The sequence below is a fragment of the Micromonospora sp. RV43 genome (assembly GCF_001029515.1).
GTDB classification, from domain to species: Bacteria; Actinomycetota; Actinomycetes; order Mycobacteriales; family Micromonosporaceae; genus Micromonospora; species Micromonospora aurantiaca.
In genome coordinates this window covers 18,613-32,959 of record NZ_LEKG01000074.1, presented here as the reverse complement: position 1 = coordinate 32,959, position 14,347 = coordinate 18,613, and the positions used below count along the sequence as shown (strand labels likewise).

Annotated in this window: 11 protein-coding genes and 2 pseudogenes; 8 read left to right on the top strand and 5 right to left on the bottom strand. The window is 72.8% G+C overall.

The window, feature by feature from the left end; all coding sequences use genetic code 11:
* Positions 1-241, bottom strand: a pseudogene (locus ABD52_RS40865) (dihydrofolate reductase family protein); the annotation flags it as partial.
* A gap of 261 nt (positions 242-502) precedes the next feature.
* Positions 503-979, bottom strand: a pseudogene (locus tag ABD52_RS40860) (dihydrofolate reductase family protein); the annotation flags it as partial.
* 150 nt (positions 980-1,129) lie between these two features.
* Here ABD52_RS40860 and ABD52_RS18870 point away from each other — a divergent pair.
* The 6 genes from ABD52_RS18870 to ABD52_RS18845 all read left to right on the top strand — a co-directional run bounded on the left by ABD52_RS18870 (position 1,130) and on the right by ABD52_RS18845 (position 7,960).
* A complete protein-coding gene (locus tag ABD52_RS18870) occupies positions 1,130-1,675 on the top strand; it encodes a plasmid pRiA4b ORF-3 family protein (protein WP_041784165.1) in 546 nt (181 codons plus the stop codon).
* A gap of 438 nt (positions 1,676-2,113) precedes the next feature.
* Entirely contained in the window at positions 2,114-3,433 is a 1,320-nt protein-coding gene (locus ABD52_RS18865) for an ABC transporter substrate-binding protein (protein WP_013284855.1), read from the top strand.
* Between the two features lie 81 nt (positions 3,434-3,514).
* Positions 3,515-4,495: a carbohydrate ABC transporter permease gene (locus tag ABD52_RS18860; protein WP_013284856.1), complete on the top strand. Its 981-nt coding sequence runs from the start codon at positions 3,515-3,517 to the stop codon at positions 4,493-4,495.
* Between the two features lie 105 nt (positions 4,496-4,600).
* Entirely contained in the window at positions 4,601-5,401 is an 801-nt protein-coding gene (locus tag ABD52_RS18855) for a carbohydrate ABC transporter permease (RefSeq protein ID WP_030274682.1), read from the top strand.
* Entirely contained in the window at positions 5,398-6,831 is a 1,434-nt protein-coding gene (locus ABD52_RS18850) for a GH1 family beta-glucosidase (RefSeq protein ID WP_047892678.1), read from the top strand. Before ABD52_RS18855 ends, ABD52_RS18850 begins: the two co-directional genes overlap by 4 nt.
* 82 nt (positions 6,832-6,913) lie before the next feature.
* On the top strand, positions 6,914-7,960 hold the full coding sequence (locus ABD52_RS18845) for a LacI family DNA-binding transcriptional regulator (RefSeq protein ID WP_013284859.1): 1,047 nt from the start codon (positions 6,914-6,916) through the stop codon (positions 7,958-7,960).
* 25 nt (positions 7,961-7,985) lie between these two features.
* Here the strand turns inward: ABD52_RS18845 and ABD52_RS18840 are convergent, their stop codons facing one another.
* Together ABD52_RS18840 and ABD52_RS18835 are read right to left on the bottom strand one after the other, a co-directional pair.
* On the bottom strand, positions 7,986-9,197 hold the full coding sequence (locus tag ABD52_RS18840) for an acyl-CoA dehydrogenase family protein (RefSeq protein ID WP_047892677.1): 1,212 nt from the start codon (positions 9,195-9,197) through the stop codon (positions 7,986-7,988).
* A complete protein-coding gene (locus ABD52_RS18835; protein WP_013284861.1) occupies positions 9,198-10,271 on the bottom strand; it encodes a phosphotransferase family protein in 1,074 nt (357 codons plus the stop codon).
* A 150-nt stretch (positions 10,272-10,421) separates the two neighbouring features.
* Between ABD52_RS18835 and ABD52_RS18830 the strand changes: the two genes are divergently transcribed.
* Positions 10,422-11,126, top strand: a complete 705-nt coding sequence (locus ABD52_RS18830) for an amino acid-binding protein (protein ID WP_013474552.1) — start codon at positions 10,422-10,424, stop codon at positions 11,124-11,126.
* An 80-nt stretch (positions 11,127-11,206) separates the two neighbouring features.
* Positions 11,207-12,295 (top strand): GNAT family N-acetyltransferase, encoded by a 1,089-nt coding sequence (locus ABD52_RS18825; RefSeq protein ID WP_047892676.1) that lies wholly within the window; start codon positions 11,207-11,209, stop codon positions 12,293-12,295.
* 175 nt (positions 12,296-12,470) lie between these two features.
* Here ABD52_RS18825 and ABD52_RS18820 read toward each other — a convergent pair whose 3' ends face one another.
* Positions 12,471-14,036: an aldehyde dehydrogenase family protein gene (locus tag ABD52_RS18820; RefSeq protein WP_030274673.1), complete on the bottom strand. Its 1,566-nt coding sequence runs from the start codon at positions 14,034-14,036 to the stop codon at positions 12,471-12,473.
* Positions 14,037-14,347: the final 311 nt, after the last annotated feature.

Sequence of the window (14,347 nt, the reverse complement as noted above, 5' to 3'; positions counted from 1 at the left end):
TCAGCACGCCGTCGCCGGCGGCCAGCACGTGCCGCAGCGGCAGGTGACGCGGGACGCTGGCGTCTCCGGCGGTGATCCGGCCCGGCCCGGCGCCGGCGAGCAGCGGCGCCACGGTCAGGCACAGTTCGTCGACCAGGTCGGCGGCGGTGAGCGCGCCGAACAGGTGCGGGCCGCCCTCGCAGAGCAGTTGGCCGAGCCCGCGCCGACGCAACTCGGCCAGGCCGGCGACGAGATCGACCCGCCCGGCGCCGCGAATCCGCCCGGCACCACCGGTCCGCCCGGAGCCGTCGGTCGGGCCGCTGCCGTCGGACTGACCGGTGCCACCGGTCCGCCCGGAGCCGTCGGTCGGGCCGCTGCCGTCGGACTGACCGGCGCCGCCGATCCGCCCGGTCCCGTCGGTCGGGCCGCTGCCGTCGACCCGTCCGGCACCGTCGTCGGGCTGGCCGGCGCCACCAGGCTGCCCGGTGCCGTCGGCCTGCCCAGCGTCGTCGGCCGTGTCGGTGCCGCAGCGGATCACGTCGGCGACGTCGGCCAGCCCGGGCGGCGGTACGGCGTCGGCGTGGGTGAGCACGATCGGCCGGACCGGGGCGTCTGCGAACGCGGCCTGCGCCGGGTCGAGGTCGAGCGAACCGGAGACGACCACCAGCGTGGGGTACTCGGCCAGCCCCTGCTCGCGGCGCCAGGCCCGGCGTTCCGGGCTCAGCCGGACCGCCCGGTAACCCTCGTGGCGCAGTGTGCCGGCAGCCACCACGAGACCGTCGCAGAGCATCCGCAGCAGGCCGAAGACCCGCTTGTCCGGCTCGCCGGAGAGCCCGGCCGAGTATCCGTCCAGAGTGACCGCGCCGTCGGCGCTGGCGACGAAGTTGACCCGCAGGTGCGGGCCGGCCGTCCGGCCGTAGAGCGCGGTGAGCTGCGGATCGGTGAGCGCACCGGTGACGGGTGCGGGCCAGATCCGTTCGATCGGGGTTCCGACGGTCATTCGCCGGCCGGACCGGTGACCGGAGGGGCGGGTTCGGGGGTACGGTGCTGGCAGTCGCACCACTTCCGGCCAGGACAGTCGTCGTGCCGCCGTTCCCGGCAGGCTCGGCAGATCATGCAGGCAGCCTATGCCCAGGAAGGATGGGACGTCGTGTCGCGTCAGATCTTCCAGCTCATGGTGTCGCTGGCCGGCGTCCGGCCGCCGGTGTGGCGGCGGGTGCTGGTGCCCGGCGGCTACACGCTGGACCGGCTGCACCGGGTGATCCAGCACGCGATGGGCTGGCGCGACTGCCACCTGCACTCGTTCGACGTGGACGGCCGGCAGTACGGCGAGCCCGACCCGGACGGCGAGCTGGCGCTGCGCGACGAGCTGGACGTCCGGCTGGACGCGCTCGTGGGCAAGGGCGACCGGTTCCGCTACACCTACGACTTCGGTGACTGGTGGGAGCACGACCTGGTGGTGGAGGACTGCTGCGCCGCCGACCCGGACGAGCGCTACCCGCTGTGCCTGGACGGGGAGCGGGCCTGCCCGCCGGAGGACGTGGGCGGTCCGGGCGGGTACGCGGTCCTGCTGGCCGCGCTCGCCGATCCCGCGCATCCGGAGCATCCGACCATGCGGGAGTGGGCCGGCCCGGCGTTCGATCCGGGCGTGTTCGACCCGGACCGCGCCACCGTCCTGCTGCGCCGCTGCTGCTGACCCGATCCCTCGCGCCGCCGACCGCGCGGCCGACTGCACCGCCGAACCGCGCGACCACTGCACCGCCGACCGCACGACCAGCCGGGCCACCGACCGCGCGCACCCGCCGCGTCACCGACCGCGCGCACCTGCCGGGCCGCCGACCGCGCACCTGCCGGGCCGCCGACCGCGCGCACCTGCCGCGTCACCGACCGCGCCACCCGCGGCACCACCGCCGCACCGCTGACCGCGCGGTCCCCGCGCAGGCGCCGCACGCCGACGCGGTAACGAAATGGGAACGCTCCCAACGGTCTATTGACACCCCTGTCACCTCCCGGCAACCTCATGGGAGCGCTCCCGAGAGTGGTGCGGATCTCCCTCCTGCCCGCTCCGGCCCGCGCGAAACGCACCCCCCACCACACAGCAGATATCGCCTCACCACCGAAAGAGGGGTCTCGGATGAGCGTCCCAATCCGTCGTCGGCGGTTCGCGGCCATCGCGCTCGCGTCCGTCGTCGTGCTCGGCACCACCGCCGCCTGCGGCGACGACTCGGACAGCGGCGACAGCGGCAGCGGCGGCGGCCCGGTCACCCTGGTCGTCGACGTCTTCGGCGACCAGGGCTTCGGCTACGAAGAGCTGTACAAGCAGTACGAAGCGGAGCACCCGAACGTCAAGATCCAGGAGCGGGGCAAGGGCCTCGGCCTCGGTGACTACAACACCCGTCTGACCCAGCAGATCACCGCGGGCTCGGGTGCCGGCGACGTGGTGGCCCTGGAAGAGGGCACCATCGTCCAGTTCTACGCCCAGGCCGACAAGTTCGTGAACCTGGCCGACCACGGCGCGAACGACCTCAAGGGCAACTTCCTGCCGTGGAAGTGGGAGCAGGGCACCACCCCCGACGGCAAGGTGCTGGGCCTCGGCACCGACGTCGGCTCGATGGCGCTGTGCTACCGCAGCGACCTGTTCAAGGCCGCCGGGCTGCCCACCGACCGCGAGCAGGTCGGCGCGCTCTGGCCGACCTGGGACGAGTTCATCGCCACCGGCCAGAAGTTCGCCGCCGCCGACAAGAAGCACAAGTTCGTCGACTCGGCGACCAACTTCTACAACGTGGTGCTGATGCAGATCGCGGGCCAGGGCACCGGCTACACCTACTACGACAAGAGCAACAAGCTGGTCATCGACCAGAACCCGGACGTGCAGGCCGCGTACCAGCTCACCACCAAGATGATCGCCGCCGGGCTGTCCAACAACCTCCAGTCGTTCTCCAACGAGTGGAACGCCGGCTTCAAGAACGGCACCTTCGCCACCATCGCCTGCCCCGCCTGGATGACCGGTGTCATCAAGGGCCAGGCCGGTGACGCGGCGGCCGGCAAGTGGGACATCGCCAAGGCGCCGGGCGCCGGTGGCAACTGGGGCGGCTCCTTCCTCGGCGTGCCGAAGTCGAGCAAGCACCAGAAGGAGGCCGCGGAGCTGGCCAAGTTCCTGACCAGCGCCAAGGGCCAGATCGGCGCGTACAAGGCGGTCGGCAACCTGCCCTCGAACCCGCAGGCGCTCACCGACCCGGCCGTGGCCGACTCGACCAACGACTACTTCAGCAAGGCCCCGGTCGGCAAGATCTTCGCCGCCGGCGCCACCGACCTGAAGCCGGTCTACCTCGGCCCGAAGAACAACGCGGTCCGCACCGCCGTGGAGAACACGCTGCGCGCCGTGGAGCAGGGCAAGTCGGCCGACGAGCAGTGGCAGGCGGCCCTGAAGAACGGTGCGGCCGCCGGTAAGTGACCGGTTGAGCCACCCGCGGTGCCCGCAGAGTCCGGCGTCGCCCGTGTGGCGGGTGACGCCGGCCGAGGAGAAGGACTCCCCATGAGCCTCGACCTGCACGCCGCGGCGCCGCCCGAGCCCGGCGCGCCGCGCGCCGCACGGCACACACGCCGCCGCGCCGCCTCGATGACCCGGCTGGACCTGAAGTACTCGCCGTACCTGTACGTCCTGCCGTTCTTCGTGATCTTCGCCGTGTTCGGTGTGTACCCGATCGCGTACACGGTCTGGATCGCGCTGACCGACCGGTCGCCGCTGAACTCGACGATCTCCTTCGTCGGGATGGACAACTTCGTCGAACTGATCACCGAGGATCCGCAGTTCTGGAACGCGGTGGTCAACACGTTCGGCATGTTCCTGCTCTCCACAGTGCCCCAGCTGCTGCTGGCACTGATGCTCGCCAACGCGCTGAACCGGAAGCTGCGCGCGCAGACGTTCTTCCGGATGGCCATCGCGATGCCGATCATCACCTCGACCGCTGTGGTCGCGCTGATCTTCTCGATGATCTACGCCAAGGACTTCGGCCTGGTCAACTGGCTGCTCGACAGCGTCGGCCTGGACCCGATCGACTGGCGGGCGAACCGCTTCGCCTCCTGGTTCGCCATCTCCACCATGGTCGACTGGCGCTGGGTCGGCTACAACGCGCTGATCTACCTGGCCGCCATGCAGTCGATCAGCAAGGACATGTACGAGGCCGCGGCGCTGGACGGCGCCTCCCGGCGGCGCCAGTTCTGGTCCATCACGGTCCCGCAGCTGCGCCCCACGATCATCTTCACGCTGATCATCTCCACCATCGGCGGCCTCCAGCTGTTCACCGAGCCCCTGCTGTTCACCAGCGGCTCGGGCGGTCTCTCCGGTGGTTCGGAGGGCCAGTTCCAGACCATCACGATGTACCTGCTCGACGTGATGAACCAGCGCTTCCGGTGGGGCTACGCCGGGGCGGTCGCGCTCGTGCTCTTCGTGCTCATCGCGTTGATGTCGGCGATCAACTACCTGCTCGCCCGCCGCATCAGCTCCGACAAGTGAGGTGACGAGATGACGACCACCGCCGTCCGCCCGCCCACCCGGCAGAGTCCGCCGGTCAAGACCGCCCACCGGGCCGAGCGGCTCTGGAAGGCCAGCCCGCTCACCATGATCGGCCTGATCTTCGGCGTGCTGCTGTCCCTGTTCCCGTTCTACTGGATGATCGTGATCGCCAGCCGGACGAACGACGCGGCCAACTCCTGGCCGCCGCCGTTCCTGCCCGGCGGCAAGCTCGGCGAGAACATCGAGCGGGTGCTCGCCAACAGCGACGCCAACATCGTCAAGGGCCTGATGAACTCGTTCCTGGTCTCCGGGACGATCACCGTCGCGACCGTGTTCTTCGGCTCGCTGGCCGGCTTCGCGTTCGCCAAGCTCCGCTTCCGGGGCAAGAACGCGCTGCTGCTGATCATCCTCACCTCGATGATGGTGCCGATCCAGCTCGGCGTGCTGCCGCTCTACATCCTGATGGCCAAGCTCGACTGGCTGAACACCATGCCGTCGGTGACCGTCCCGTTCCTGATCGGCGGTTTCGGCATCTTCATGATGCGCCAGTACGCCGAGCAGGCGGTACCGAACGAGTTGATCGAGGCCGCCCGGGTGGACGGCTGCTCGACCTGGCGGGTGTACTGGCACGTGGTGGCACCCGCGCTGCGTCCGGCCGCCGCGGTGCTGGGCCTGCTGACCTTCATGGAGCAGTGGAACCAGTTCTTCTGGCCGTTCGTGGTGCTGGCGGACCCGTCCAACCCGACCGTCCAGATCTCGCTGCGCAGCCTCAACACCGCCTACTTCGCCGACAACTCGCAGATCTTCGCCGGTACGTTGATCGCGACCCTGCCCCTGTTCGTCGTGTTCGTTCTGTTCGGCCGCCAGATCATCGGCGGCATCATGGAAGGCGCCGTCAAGTCGTGAGCAACCCAGCAAGCCCGCCCGCCGTCGGCGTCCTCGACGCCGGTCCGGCCCTCACCTTCCCGTCCGACTTCCTCTGGGGCGCGGCCACCGCCGCGTACCAGATCGAGGGCGGGGCGACGGAGGGCGGCCGTACCCCGTCGATCTGGGACACCTTCAGCCACACCGAGGGCCGGACGGTGGCCGGGCACACCGGCGACGTGGCGTGTGACCACTACCACCGGATGCCTGACGACGTGCGGCTGATGGCCGACCTGGGCCTGCGGTCGTACCGCTTCTCGGTGAGCTGGCCGCGGGTGCAGCCGGGCGGCACCGGCGGGGTCAACCAGGAGGGCATGGACTTCTACCGCCGGCTGGTCGACGAGCTGCTCGGCCACGGCATCGAGCCGTGGCTGACGCTCTACCACTGGGACATGCCGCAGCCGCTGGAGGACGCGGGCGGCTGGCCGGCCCGGGACACCGCGGCCCGCTTCGCCGAGTACGCCCACCTGGTCGCCGAGGCGCTCGGTGACCGGGTGAAGTACTTCACCACGCTGAACGAGCCGTGGTGCTCGGCGTTCCTCGGCTACGGCTCCGGCGTGCACGCGCCGGGCCGCTCCGACGGCGCGGACGCGGTCCGGGCCGGGCACCACCTGATGCTCGGTCACGGCCTGGCCGTGCAGGCGGTACGCGCGGTCCGCCCGGACGCGCAGCTCGGCATCACCGTCAACCTGTACCCGGTGACCCCGGCGAGCGGGTCGGCGGCGGACGCCGACGCGGCCCGCCGGATCGACGCGCTGGCGAACCGGTTCTTCCTGGACCCGGTGCTGCGCGGGTCGTACCCGGCGGACCTCGTCGCGGACCTGCGTCAGGTCACCGACATGGGGCACGTGCGCGACGGTGACCTGGCGACCATCTCCACGCCGCTGGACATGGTCGGGGTCAACTACTACAGCCGGCACGTGGTGGCCGCGCCGGTCGACGGCGCGGAGCCGGAGCCCTACTGGCGGGCGCCGTCCTGCTGGCCGGGCAGCGAGGACGTCCGGTTCGTCACCCGGGGTGTCCCGGTGACGGACATGGACTGGGAGATCGACGCCCCGGGCCTGGTGGAGACGCTGGAGCGGGTCCACCGGGAGTACACCGACCTGCCGCTCTACGTCACCGAGAACGGCTCGGCGTTCGTCGACGAGCTGGTCGACGGCCGGGTGGACGACCCGGACCGGCTGGCCTACTTCGCCGCTCACCTGCGCGCGGCGCACGCCGCGATCGAGGCCGGCGTGCCGCTCAAGGGCTACTTCGCCTGGTCGCTCCTGGACAACTTCGAGTGGGCCTGGGGTTACACGAAGCGGTTCGGCATGGTCTATGTCGACTACGACAGCCAGGCCCGGATCGCGAAGTCCAGCGCCAGGTGGTACGCCGACGTGATCCGACGCAATGGACTGCCCGCACAATAAGCTGGGCCAGCCAGTAACGGGCGGCCCGGCGCCGACGCCTCAATCGGTGCCGGGTCCGCCCGACCGTCGGAGGAGCACAACGATGACAACGCAGCGCACCCGCTCGCTCGGGCGTCCGACCCTCGACGCGGTCGCGGCCCGCGCCGGCGTCGGGCGCGGCACGGTCTCCCGCGTGGTCAACGGCTCGCCGCAGGTCAGTCCGGAGGCCCGGGCCGCCGTCCAGCAGGCCATCGCCGAACTGGGGTACGTGCCGAACCGTGCCGCCCGTGCGCTGGTCACCCAGCGGACCGACTCGGTCGCACTGGTCGTGTCCGAGTCGGGGGAGCGGGTCTTCACCGAGCCGTTCTTCGCGGCCATCGTCCGGGGCGTCAGCTCCGGGCTGGTGGAGACGCCGATGCAGCTCTGGCTGGCCATGGTGCAGTCGCCGATCGAGCGGGAACGGGTCGAGCACCACCTGACCAACCAGCACGTGGACGGCGTACTCCTGCTGTCCCTGCACGACGCCGACCCGCTGCCCACGCTGCTGGAGGAGCGCGGCCTGCCGACGGTGCTCGGCGGCCGTCCGGCGCGGATGCTGCACCCGAACGCGCAGCCGGCGTGGTTCGTCGACATGGACAACGTCGGCGGCGCGCGGCAGGCGGTGGAGCACCTGTTCCGCCAGGGCCGCCGGCGGGTCGCGACCATCGCGGGCCCGCAGGACATGGGCGCCGGCCTGGCCCGGCTCTCCGGCTACCAGGAGGCCGTGCGCGCGGCTGGCGGCCGGGTCGATCCGGGCCTGATCGCGTACGGGGACTTCAGTGAGGGCAGCGGCACCGCGGCCATGCGCCGGCTGCTCGACGTCTGCCCGGAGCTGGACGCCGTGTTCGTGGCCTCCGACCTGATGGCGTTCGGCGCGCTGCGCGCGTTGCGCGAGGCCGGCCGCCGGGTGCCCGAGGACGTGGCGGTGATCGGCTTCGACGACGCCCCGATCGCGCGTCAGGCCGAGCCGCCGCTCACCACCGTGTTCCAGCCGGTGGAGGAGATGGGCCGGCAGATGGCCCGGCTGCTGGTGTCCCGCATCCGGGGCGAGGAGGTCCCCTCCCCGCACGTGCTGCTGGACACCGAGCTGATCCACCGGGCCTCCGGCTGACCCACCCCCGGCGACGGGGGAGCGGTCAGGACCAGCGGCGCAGTTCGCGGCGGGCCAGCGACGCGCGGTGGACCTCGTCCGGGCCGTCGGCCAGGCGCAACGTGCGGGCCTGCGCCCACAGCTCGGCCAGCGGGGTGTCCTGGCTGACCCCGGCCCCGCCGTACGCCTGGATGGCCTTGTCGATCACCCACTCGGCCATCAGCGGCGTGGCGATCTTGATGGCCTGGATCTCGCTGTGCGCGCCCTTGTTGCCGACGGTGTCCATCAGCCACGCGGTCTTGAGCACCAGCAGGCGGGCCTGCTCGATCCGGACCCGCGACTCGGCGATCCACTCGCGGACCACGCCCTGCTCGGCGAGCGGGCGGCCGAACGCGATCCGGTCGAGCACGCGCCGGCAGAGCAGCTCCAGGGCCCGCTCGGCCATGCCGACCAGGCGCATGCAGTGGTGGATCCGGCCGGGGCCGAGCCGGGCCTGGGCGATGGCGAACCCGGTGCCCTCCTCGCCGACCAGGTTGTCCACCGGCACCCGGACGTCTGAAAAGTCGATCTCGGCGTGCCCGCCGTGCGGGGCGTCGCTGTAGCCGAAGACCCGCATCCCGCGCCGTACGGTCACGCCGGGGGTGTCCCGGGGGACCAGGATCATGCTCTGCTGGCGGTGCCGGTCGGCGTCCGGGTCGGTCTTGCCCATCACGATGAAGATCTCGCAGCGCGGGTCCATCGCCCCGGACGACCACCACTTGCGGCCGTTGATCACGTAGTGGTCGCCGTCGCGGGTGATCCGGGTGGCGATGTTCGTCGCGTCGGAGGACGCCACCTCCGGCTCGGTCATGCAGAACGCGGACCGGATCTCACCGGCGAGCAGCGGCATGAGCCACTGCTTGCGCTGCTCCTCGGAGCCGAACTCGGCCAGCAGTTCCATGTTGCCGGTGTCCGGCGCGGCGCAGTTGAGCGCCTCCGGGGCCAGGTGCGGGCTGCGGCCGGTCAGCTCGGCCAGCGGCGCGTACTGGAGGTTGGTCAGCCCGGCGCCGTAGCGGGCGTCGGGCAGGAACAGGTTCCACAGCCCGCGCGCCCGCGCCTCGGCTTTGAGTTCCTCCATCACCGGCGGGCGGGCCCACGGGTCGCCGGCCGCGGCCACCTGCTCGTGGTGTACCGGCTCGGCCGGGTACACGCACTCGGTGAGGAACGCCTCCAGCCGCTGCCGCAGCTCGACCGTCCGGTCGTCGTACGCGAACTCCATCTAGCTCTCCCTCACCGCGTGCAGTCCGTGTGCCACGAGCGGCGCCACCATGTCGCCGATCCGGTCGAAGCCCTCGCCCAGCGTCTGGCCGAGCGTGTGCCGGTAGTGGATGCCCTCGCAGATCACCGCGAGCTTGAAACAGCCGAGTGCCACGTGCCAGTGCAGCGGGCCGACGTCGACGTCGCTGCGCCCGGCGTACCGCTCGATCAGCTCGGCGCCGGTCGGGAAGCCGGCGCGCGGCCCGATGCCGTCGGCCACCGGGTTGCCCTCGCCGTGGTCGCTGTCGCCGAGCACGTCCCAGTACGTCAGCAGCAGCCCGAGGTCGGCCAGCGGGTCGCCGAGCGTGGCCATCTCCCAGTCGAGCACCGCCCGCACCGCCACCGGGTCGACGGTGGCGAGCAGGTTGTCCAGCCGGTAGTCGCCGTGCACGATCCGGCCCGCGTTCGCGCCCTCGGGCACGCTGGCGGCCAGCGCGTCGCGCAGCTCGTCGATGCCGGGCAGCGGCCGGCTGCGGGACCGGTCGAGCTGGCCGGCCCAGCGGCGTACCTGCCGGGCCAGGTAGCCCTCCGGGCGGCCGAAGTCGGCCAGCCCCACCTCGGCCGGCTCGACCCGGTGCAGCGTGGCGAGCGTGTCCATCATCGCCATGGCGAGGTCGCGCCGCTGGGCGGCGGTGAGCGCGTCGGTCTGCTCCCGCCGCCGGTAGACCTCGCCGTCGACCTTCGCCATCAGGTAGAACGGCGCGCCGATGACGCTCTCGTCGGCGCACAGCAGCAGCGCCTCCGGCACCGGTACGCCGGTCGGCGCGAGCGCCGAGATTACCCGGTGCTCGCGGGCCATGTCGTGCGCGGTGGCCAGCACGTGCCCCAGGGGCGGCCGGCGGAGCACCACCTCGCGGTCGCCGGCGCGCAGCAGGTAGGTGAGGTTGGACTTGCCGCCGGCGATCAGCCGCGCCGACAGCGGCCCGCTCAGGTCCGGCCGGTGGACGGCCAGGTGGGCGGCGAGCCGGTCGAGGTCGAGCCCGCGCGGGGCCGGACCGGTCGAGGGCGCGGCGACATCGGCGGCCGGATCGGTCATCCGATTAGTTGATGGCAGCTCAGCTTTGTTGTCAAGGTCGGGTTTTCCCGGCGGGACATGCCCTTGCAACAGGGGCGAAATGGTCAACCGGCAGGCTGGGCCCCAGCCTGCCGGCCGCTCGGCCGGCCCGCCGAGCGGAGGGGATCAGACATGCTGCTGAGAGTTCGGGTGACCCTGCCGGACCGTCCGGGCACGCTCGGCCAGGTGGCCCGGACACTCGGCGTCTCCGGCGCGGACATCGTGCAGGTGGTGGTGCTGGAACGGCTCGGCGGCCGGGCGGTGGACGACTTCACGGTGGTCTGGCCGGGTGCGGCGCGGGTGGAGCGGATGCTCGCCGGGCTCGCAGCGATCCCCGGCGTCCGGGTGGACGGCGTGTGGCGGGCTATCGGCGCGCCCACCACCACCGGGCAGGACGCCGAACTGCTCGCCCAGGTGGCGGCGAACCCGGTCGACGGGGTGGCCACGCTCGTCGACGCGGTGCCGGGGCTGCTCGCCGCGGACTGGGCGGTGGTCGCCGTCGTACCCCTGGACTGGGCCTCGCGCAGCGGCGAGGCCGGCGTCGCCGCGATCGGCCACGCGAGCTGGCGGGCGCCGGTGCCGCCGCGGCTGCCGGAGGTGACCCCGCTGCGGGCGCGCGCCATGACCAGCCCGGACGGGCACCACTACGCGGTGGCGCCGTTCGGCCGGGCCGGGCTGGTGCTCGTGGTCGCCCGCGACCACAGCGAACCGCTCGCCGCCGCCGGGTTCCACTCCACCGAGGTGGACCGGCTCGCCCAGCTCGTCCGCGCCGGCGCGGTGATCCTCGGCGACCGGCTGGACCTGGTCGGCACGCCGCCCGTGACCACCGTCACCTGACCGGACGGCCTGCGTCACCCGGGGGCAACGGGCCCGCAACAGGCGCACGGCATGGTCGGTGCCGAGGAAGGGAGACAACCATGGCGCTCTGGCGGATCCGAGCCACGGTGGACGACCGGCCGGGTTACCTGTCGGTGCTCACGGCGAGCCTCGCGTTGCGCGGGGTCAACATCCTCAGCGTGCAGGTGCACACCACCGAGGCCGGCGCGGTCGACGACTTCCTGGTCGACGCGCCCGAGCAGGTGACCGAGGCGGAGCTGCGGGCCGCCGTGGAGCGGGGGCGGGGCCGGGACTGCTGGATCGCGCGCAGCGGGGCGCGCGGGCTGGCCGACGAGCCGACCCGGCTGCTCGGGCTCGCCGGGCGGCTGGTGCGAGACCCGGAGGCGACCGGCGAGGTGCTGCGGACGCTGCTCGGCGCCGACTCGGTGACCTGGCGTCCGACGCCCGCCACCGCGCCGGGCGGGGTGGGCGGCACCACGATGGTGCTCGCCGACCCGGCCGGCGGCGCCCACGAACTGCACCGCCGGGAGCCCAGCTTCACCCCGGCCGAGTACGCCCGCGCGCAGGCCCTGGTCGAGCTGGCGGCGACACTGGCCCGGCGGGACGCCGACCGGATCACGCTGGTGCTGCCGGACGGCGGTGAGGTGTCGGTGCGGGCCGCGACCGCCGAGGACGTCCCCGGCGTACGTGACCTGCACGCCGCCTGCTCGGCCCGCAGCCGGCAGCGGCGCTACCTGAGCGGGGCGGCGGACCCGTCGCCGGCCCGGCTGCGCCGGCTGCTGGAACCGGCGCGGGGCGTGACACTGCTCGCCACGGCGGGCTCCGGCGGGGCGGCGGAGCCGGTCGTGGCGATGGCGAACCTGCTCGGCGAGGGCGACGAGGCCGAGGCGGCGCTGCTGGTCCGCGACGACTGGCAGCGCCGGGGCCTCGGCTCGGCGCTGCTGCGCCGCCTGGTGGGCCACGCCGACCGGGCCGGATACGCCGCCGTGCTGCTGCACGTGCAGTCCGAGAACACGCCGATGCTGCGGACGCTGCGCCGGCTGGACCGGCCGGTGGCGATGGAACGCGACGGCGGCGTGCTGACCGCGACGCTGCCGCTGGCCGCACGGCCGCCGGCCGAGCCGGCCGCGCGGGCCGGGGCGACGGTGCCGGCACAGCGGTCGAGTTGAACTGACGGCCGCCGGCCGGATCCCGGAGGTGCGCCGCAACGGCGCGGCACACCCGAGGGGTACGGCCCGACGGCCGGAACCGGCGCGGTCACGCGCCACCCGGGCCGACCTCCGATACGGGGGACGGTGACACGGCGGGGCTCCCGATGCGGGGGCCCCGCCCGTCTGTGTGCGATCAGGTGGCCGGGTAGCTGTTGTAGTCGGGGAAGTTGCCGTAGAGCCGGCCGTCACCACCGACTGTGACCGCCTGCACGAGCAGGTCGCCGCCGACGAACGCGCCCTTCCAGGACGCGCCCCGGCCGCCGAACGGCTCGTCCCGGTCGCCCCGGGACCGCGGCTTGTTGATGCCCACCTTGAACGCCTGGAGGTCCACCGCCAGCTTGCCCGCGAGCTCCTCGTCGTCGCAGGCGAGCGACGCGACGAGCGCGCCGTTGGAGGCGTTCATCTGGGCCAGCAGCTCGTCGGTGGTGTCCACCACGACGATGGTGTCGACCGGGCCGAACGGCTCGGCGTGCATGAGGCGGGACCGGCCGGGCGGGGCCAGCAGCACGGCCGGTGCGACGTACGCGGACGTGTCCTGCCCGTCGAGGAACGGCGCGCCGTCGAGCTTGCCGCGGTGCAGCGGCACGGCGCCGCCGCGTACCGCCTCGTCGACCTTGCGCCGCAGCTCGTCGGCCTTCGCCCCGCTGATCAGCGGCCCGAAGTCCAGCTCGGGCAGCGGGTCGCCGGCCGACCAGTCGTCGCCGACGGCGAGCGGGTGCCCGAACCGGATCGAGCGGACCACAGGCAGGTACATGTCGAGGAACTCGTCGACCAGGTCGCGCTGGACCACGAACCGGGGGTACGCGGTGCAGCGCTGCTTGCCGTACTCGAAGCCCTTGCGCAGGTGGGCGGCGAGCGAGTCCCACTGGGAGAAGTTCCAGATGCCCCAGGCGTTGAGGCCCTCCTGCTCGATGAAGTGCCGCTTGTCGCAGTCGAGCAGCGCGGCGGCGACCTTGCCGCCGTTGGAGCGCCCGCCGACGAACGCCACCGCGCCGATCTCCGGTGCGCGGACGAGCACCTCGGACAGTTCCTCGCCGCTGCCGGACAGCAGCGTGGCGGGCAGCCCGGCGCGGCGCATCAGCGCGTGCGCGACGGTGAGGCAGACCGCGCCGCCCTGCGACGGGGTCTTGGCGATCACCGCGTTGCCGGCGAGCAGCTGCACCAGCTCGGCGTGCACGAGCACGCTCATCGGGTAGTTCCAGGAGGCGATGTTGCTGACCGGGCCGGGCAGCGGCTCCCGCCCGTCGGCGAGCATCCGCTCGATCTCCTGCGCGTACCAGCGCACGCCGTCCAGCGCGCGGTCCACGTCGGCGCAGGCCAGGCGCCACGGCTTGCCGATCTCCCAGACCAGCAGCAGGGCGAGCAGGTCGCGGTGTGCGGTGAGCGCGTCGAGGGCGTCGGTGACCCGGGCGACGCGCTCGGCCAGCGGGGTCTGTGCCCACTCCCGGTGCGCGTCGGCGGCGTGGGCGACGGCGGCGCGGGCCGTCTCGGCGTCGAGCCGGGCGAGGTTCACCAGCACCGTGTTGTCCACCGGGGTCCGTACGGCGGTGGGCGTGCCGAGCGCGCGCCAGTCGCCCTGGACGAGGTTGTGCAGCGTCGTGGTGCCGTCGGGGCCGGTGCCGAACGCCTCGGGCGTGGCGGCCACCGCCCGGGCGAGGGTGTCGGACCAGGAGGTGCCCTCGGCGAGTCGTAGAGCCATCGCGATCTCCTCAGTGTCGTCCGGGGAGCGGCGGCGTCGATGGCACCGCAGGTGAGGCGTACTGTCCCGCGGGCCGGAGCGGCCGGGCAACCGTACGCTCGTATGCCAGGACGGCCGCACCGCCGACGACGCCCGGGCGGCTGCATTCACCACCGTGACGATGCCGCTGAGCTGGGACCGAACACGCTCTATATCGACAAGCATCGATGGTGTGATCCAGCTCCCGATGGTTACCCGTGAGTACGCCCGGGCGGCCCGGATCAGCGCGCTCTTCCCCTGTGGTGAACGGCGCATTACATTGTCGATTGTCC

Excerpts from the sequence above, each read along its gene's own strand:
- ABD52_RS18825 (WP_047892676.1), top strand. The coding sequence starts at position 11,207 with ATGGCGCTCTGGCGGATCCGAGCCACGGTGGACGACCGGCCGGGTTAC.
- ABD52_RS18855 (WP_030274682.1), top strand. The coding sequence starts at position 4,601 with ATGATCGGCCTGATCTTCGGCGTGCTGCTGTCCCTGTTCCCGTTCTAC.
- ABD52_RS18830 (WP_013474552.1), top strand. The coding sequence starts at position 10,422 with ATGCTGCTGAGAGTTCGGGTGACCCTGCCGGACCGTCCGGGCACGCTC.
- ABD52_RS18840 (WP_047892677.1), bottom strand. The coding sequence starts at position 9,197 with ATGGAGTTCGCGTACGACGACCGGACGGTCGAGCTGCGGCAGCGGCTG.
- ABD52_RS18865 (WP_013284855.1), top strand. The coding sequence starts at position 2,114 with ATGAGCGTCCCAATCCGTCGTCGGCGGTTCGCGGCCATCGCGCTCGCG.
- ABD52_RS18820 (WP_030274673.1), bottom strand. The coding sequence starts at position 14,036 with ATGGCTCTACGACTCGCCGAGGGCACCTCCTGGTCCGACACCCTCGCC.
- ABD52_RS18860 (WP_013284856.1), top strand. The coding sequence starts at position 3,515 with ATGAGCCTCGACCTGCACGCCGCGGCGCCGCCCGAGCCCGGCGCGCCG.
- ABD52_RS18845 (WP_013284859.1), top strand. The coding sequence starts at position 6,914 with ATGACAACGCAGCGCACCCGCTCGCTCGGGCGTCCGACCCTCGACGCG.
- ABD52_RS18835 (WP_013284861.1), bottom strand. The coding sequence starts at position 10,271 with ATGACCGATCCGGCCGCCGATGTCGCCGCGCCCTCGACCGGTCCGGCC.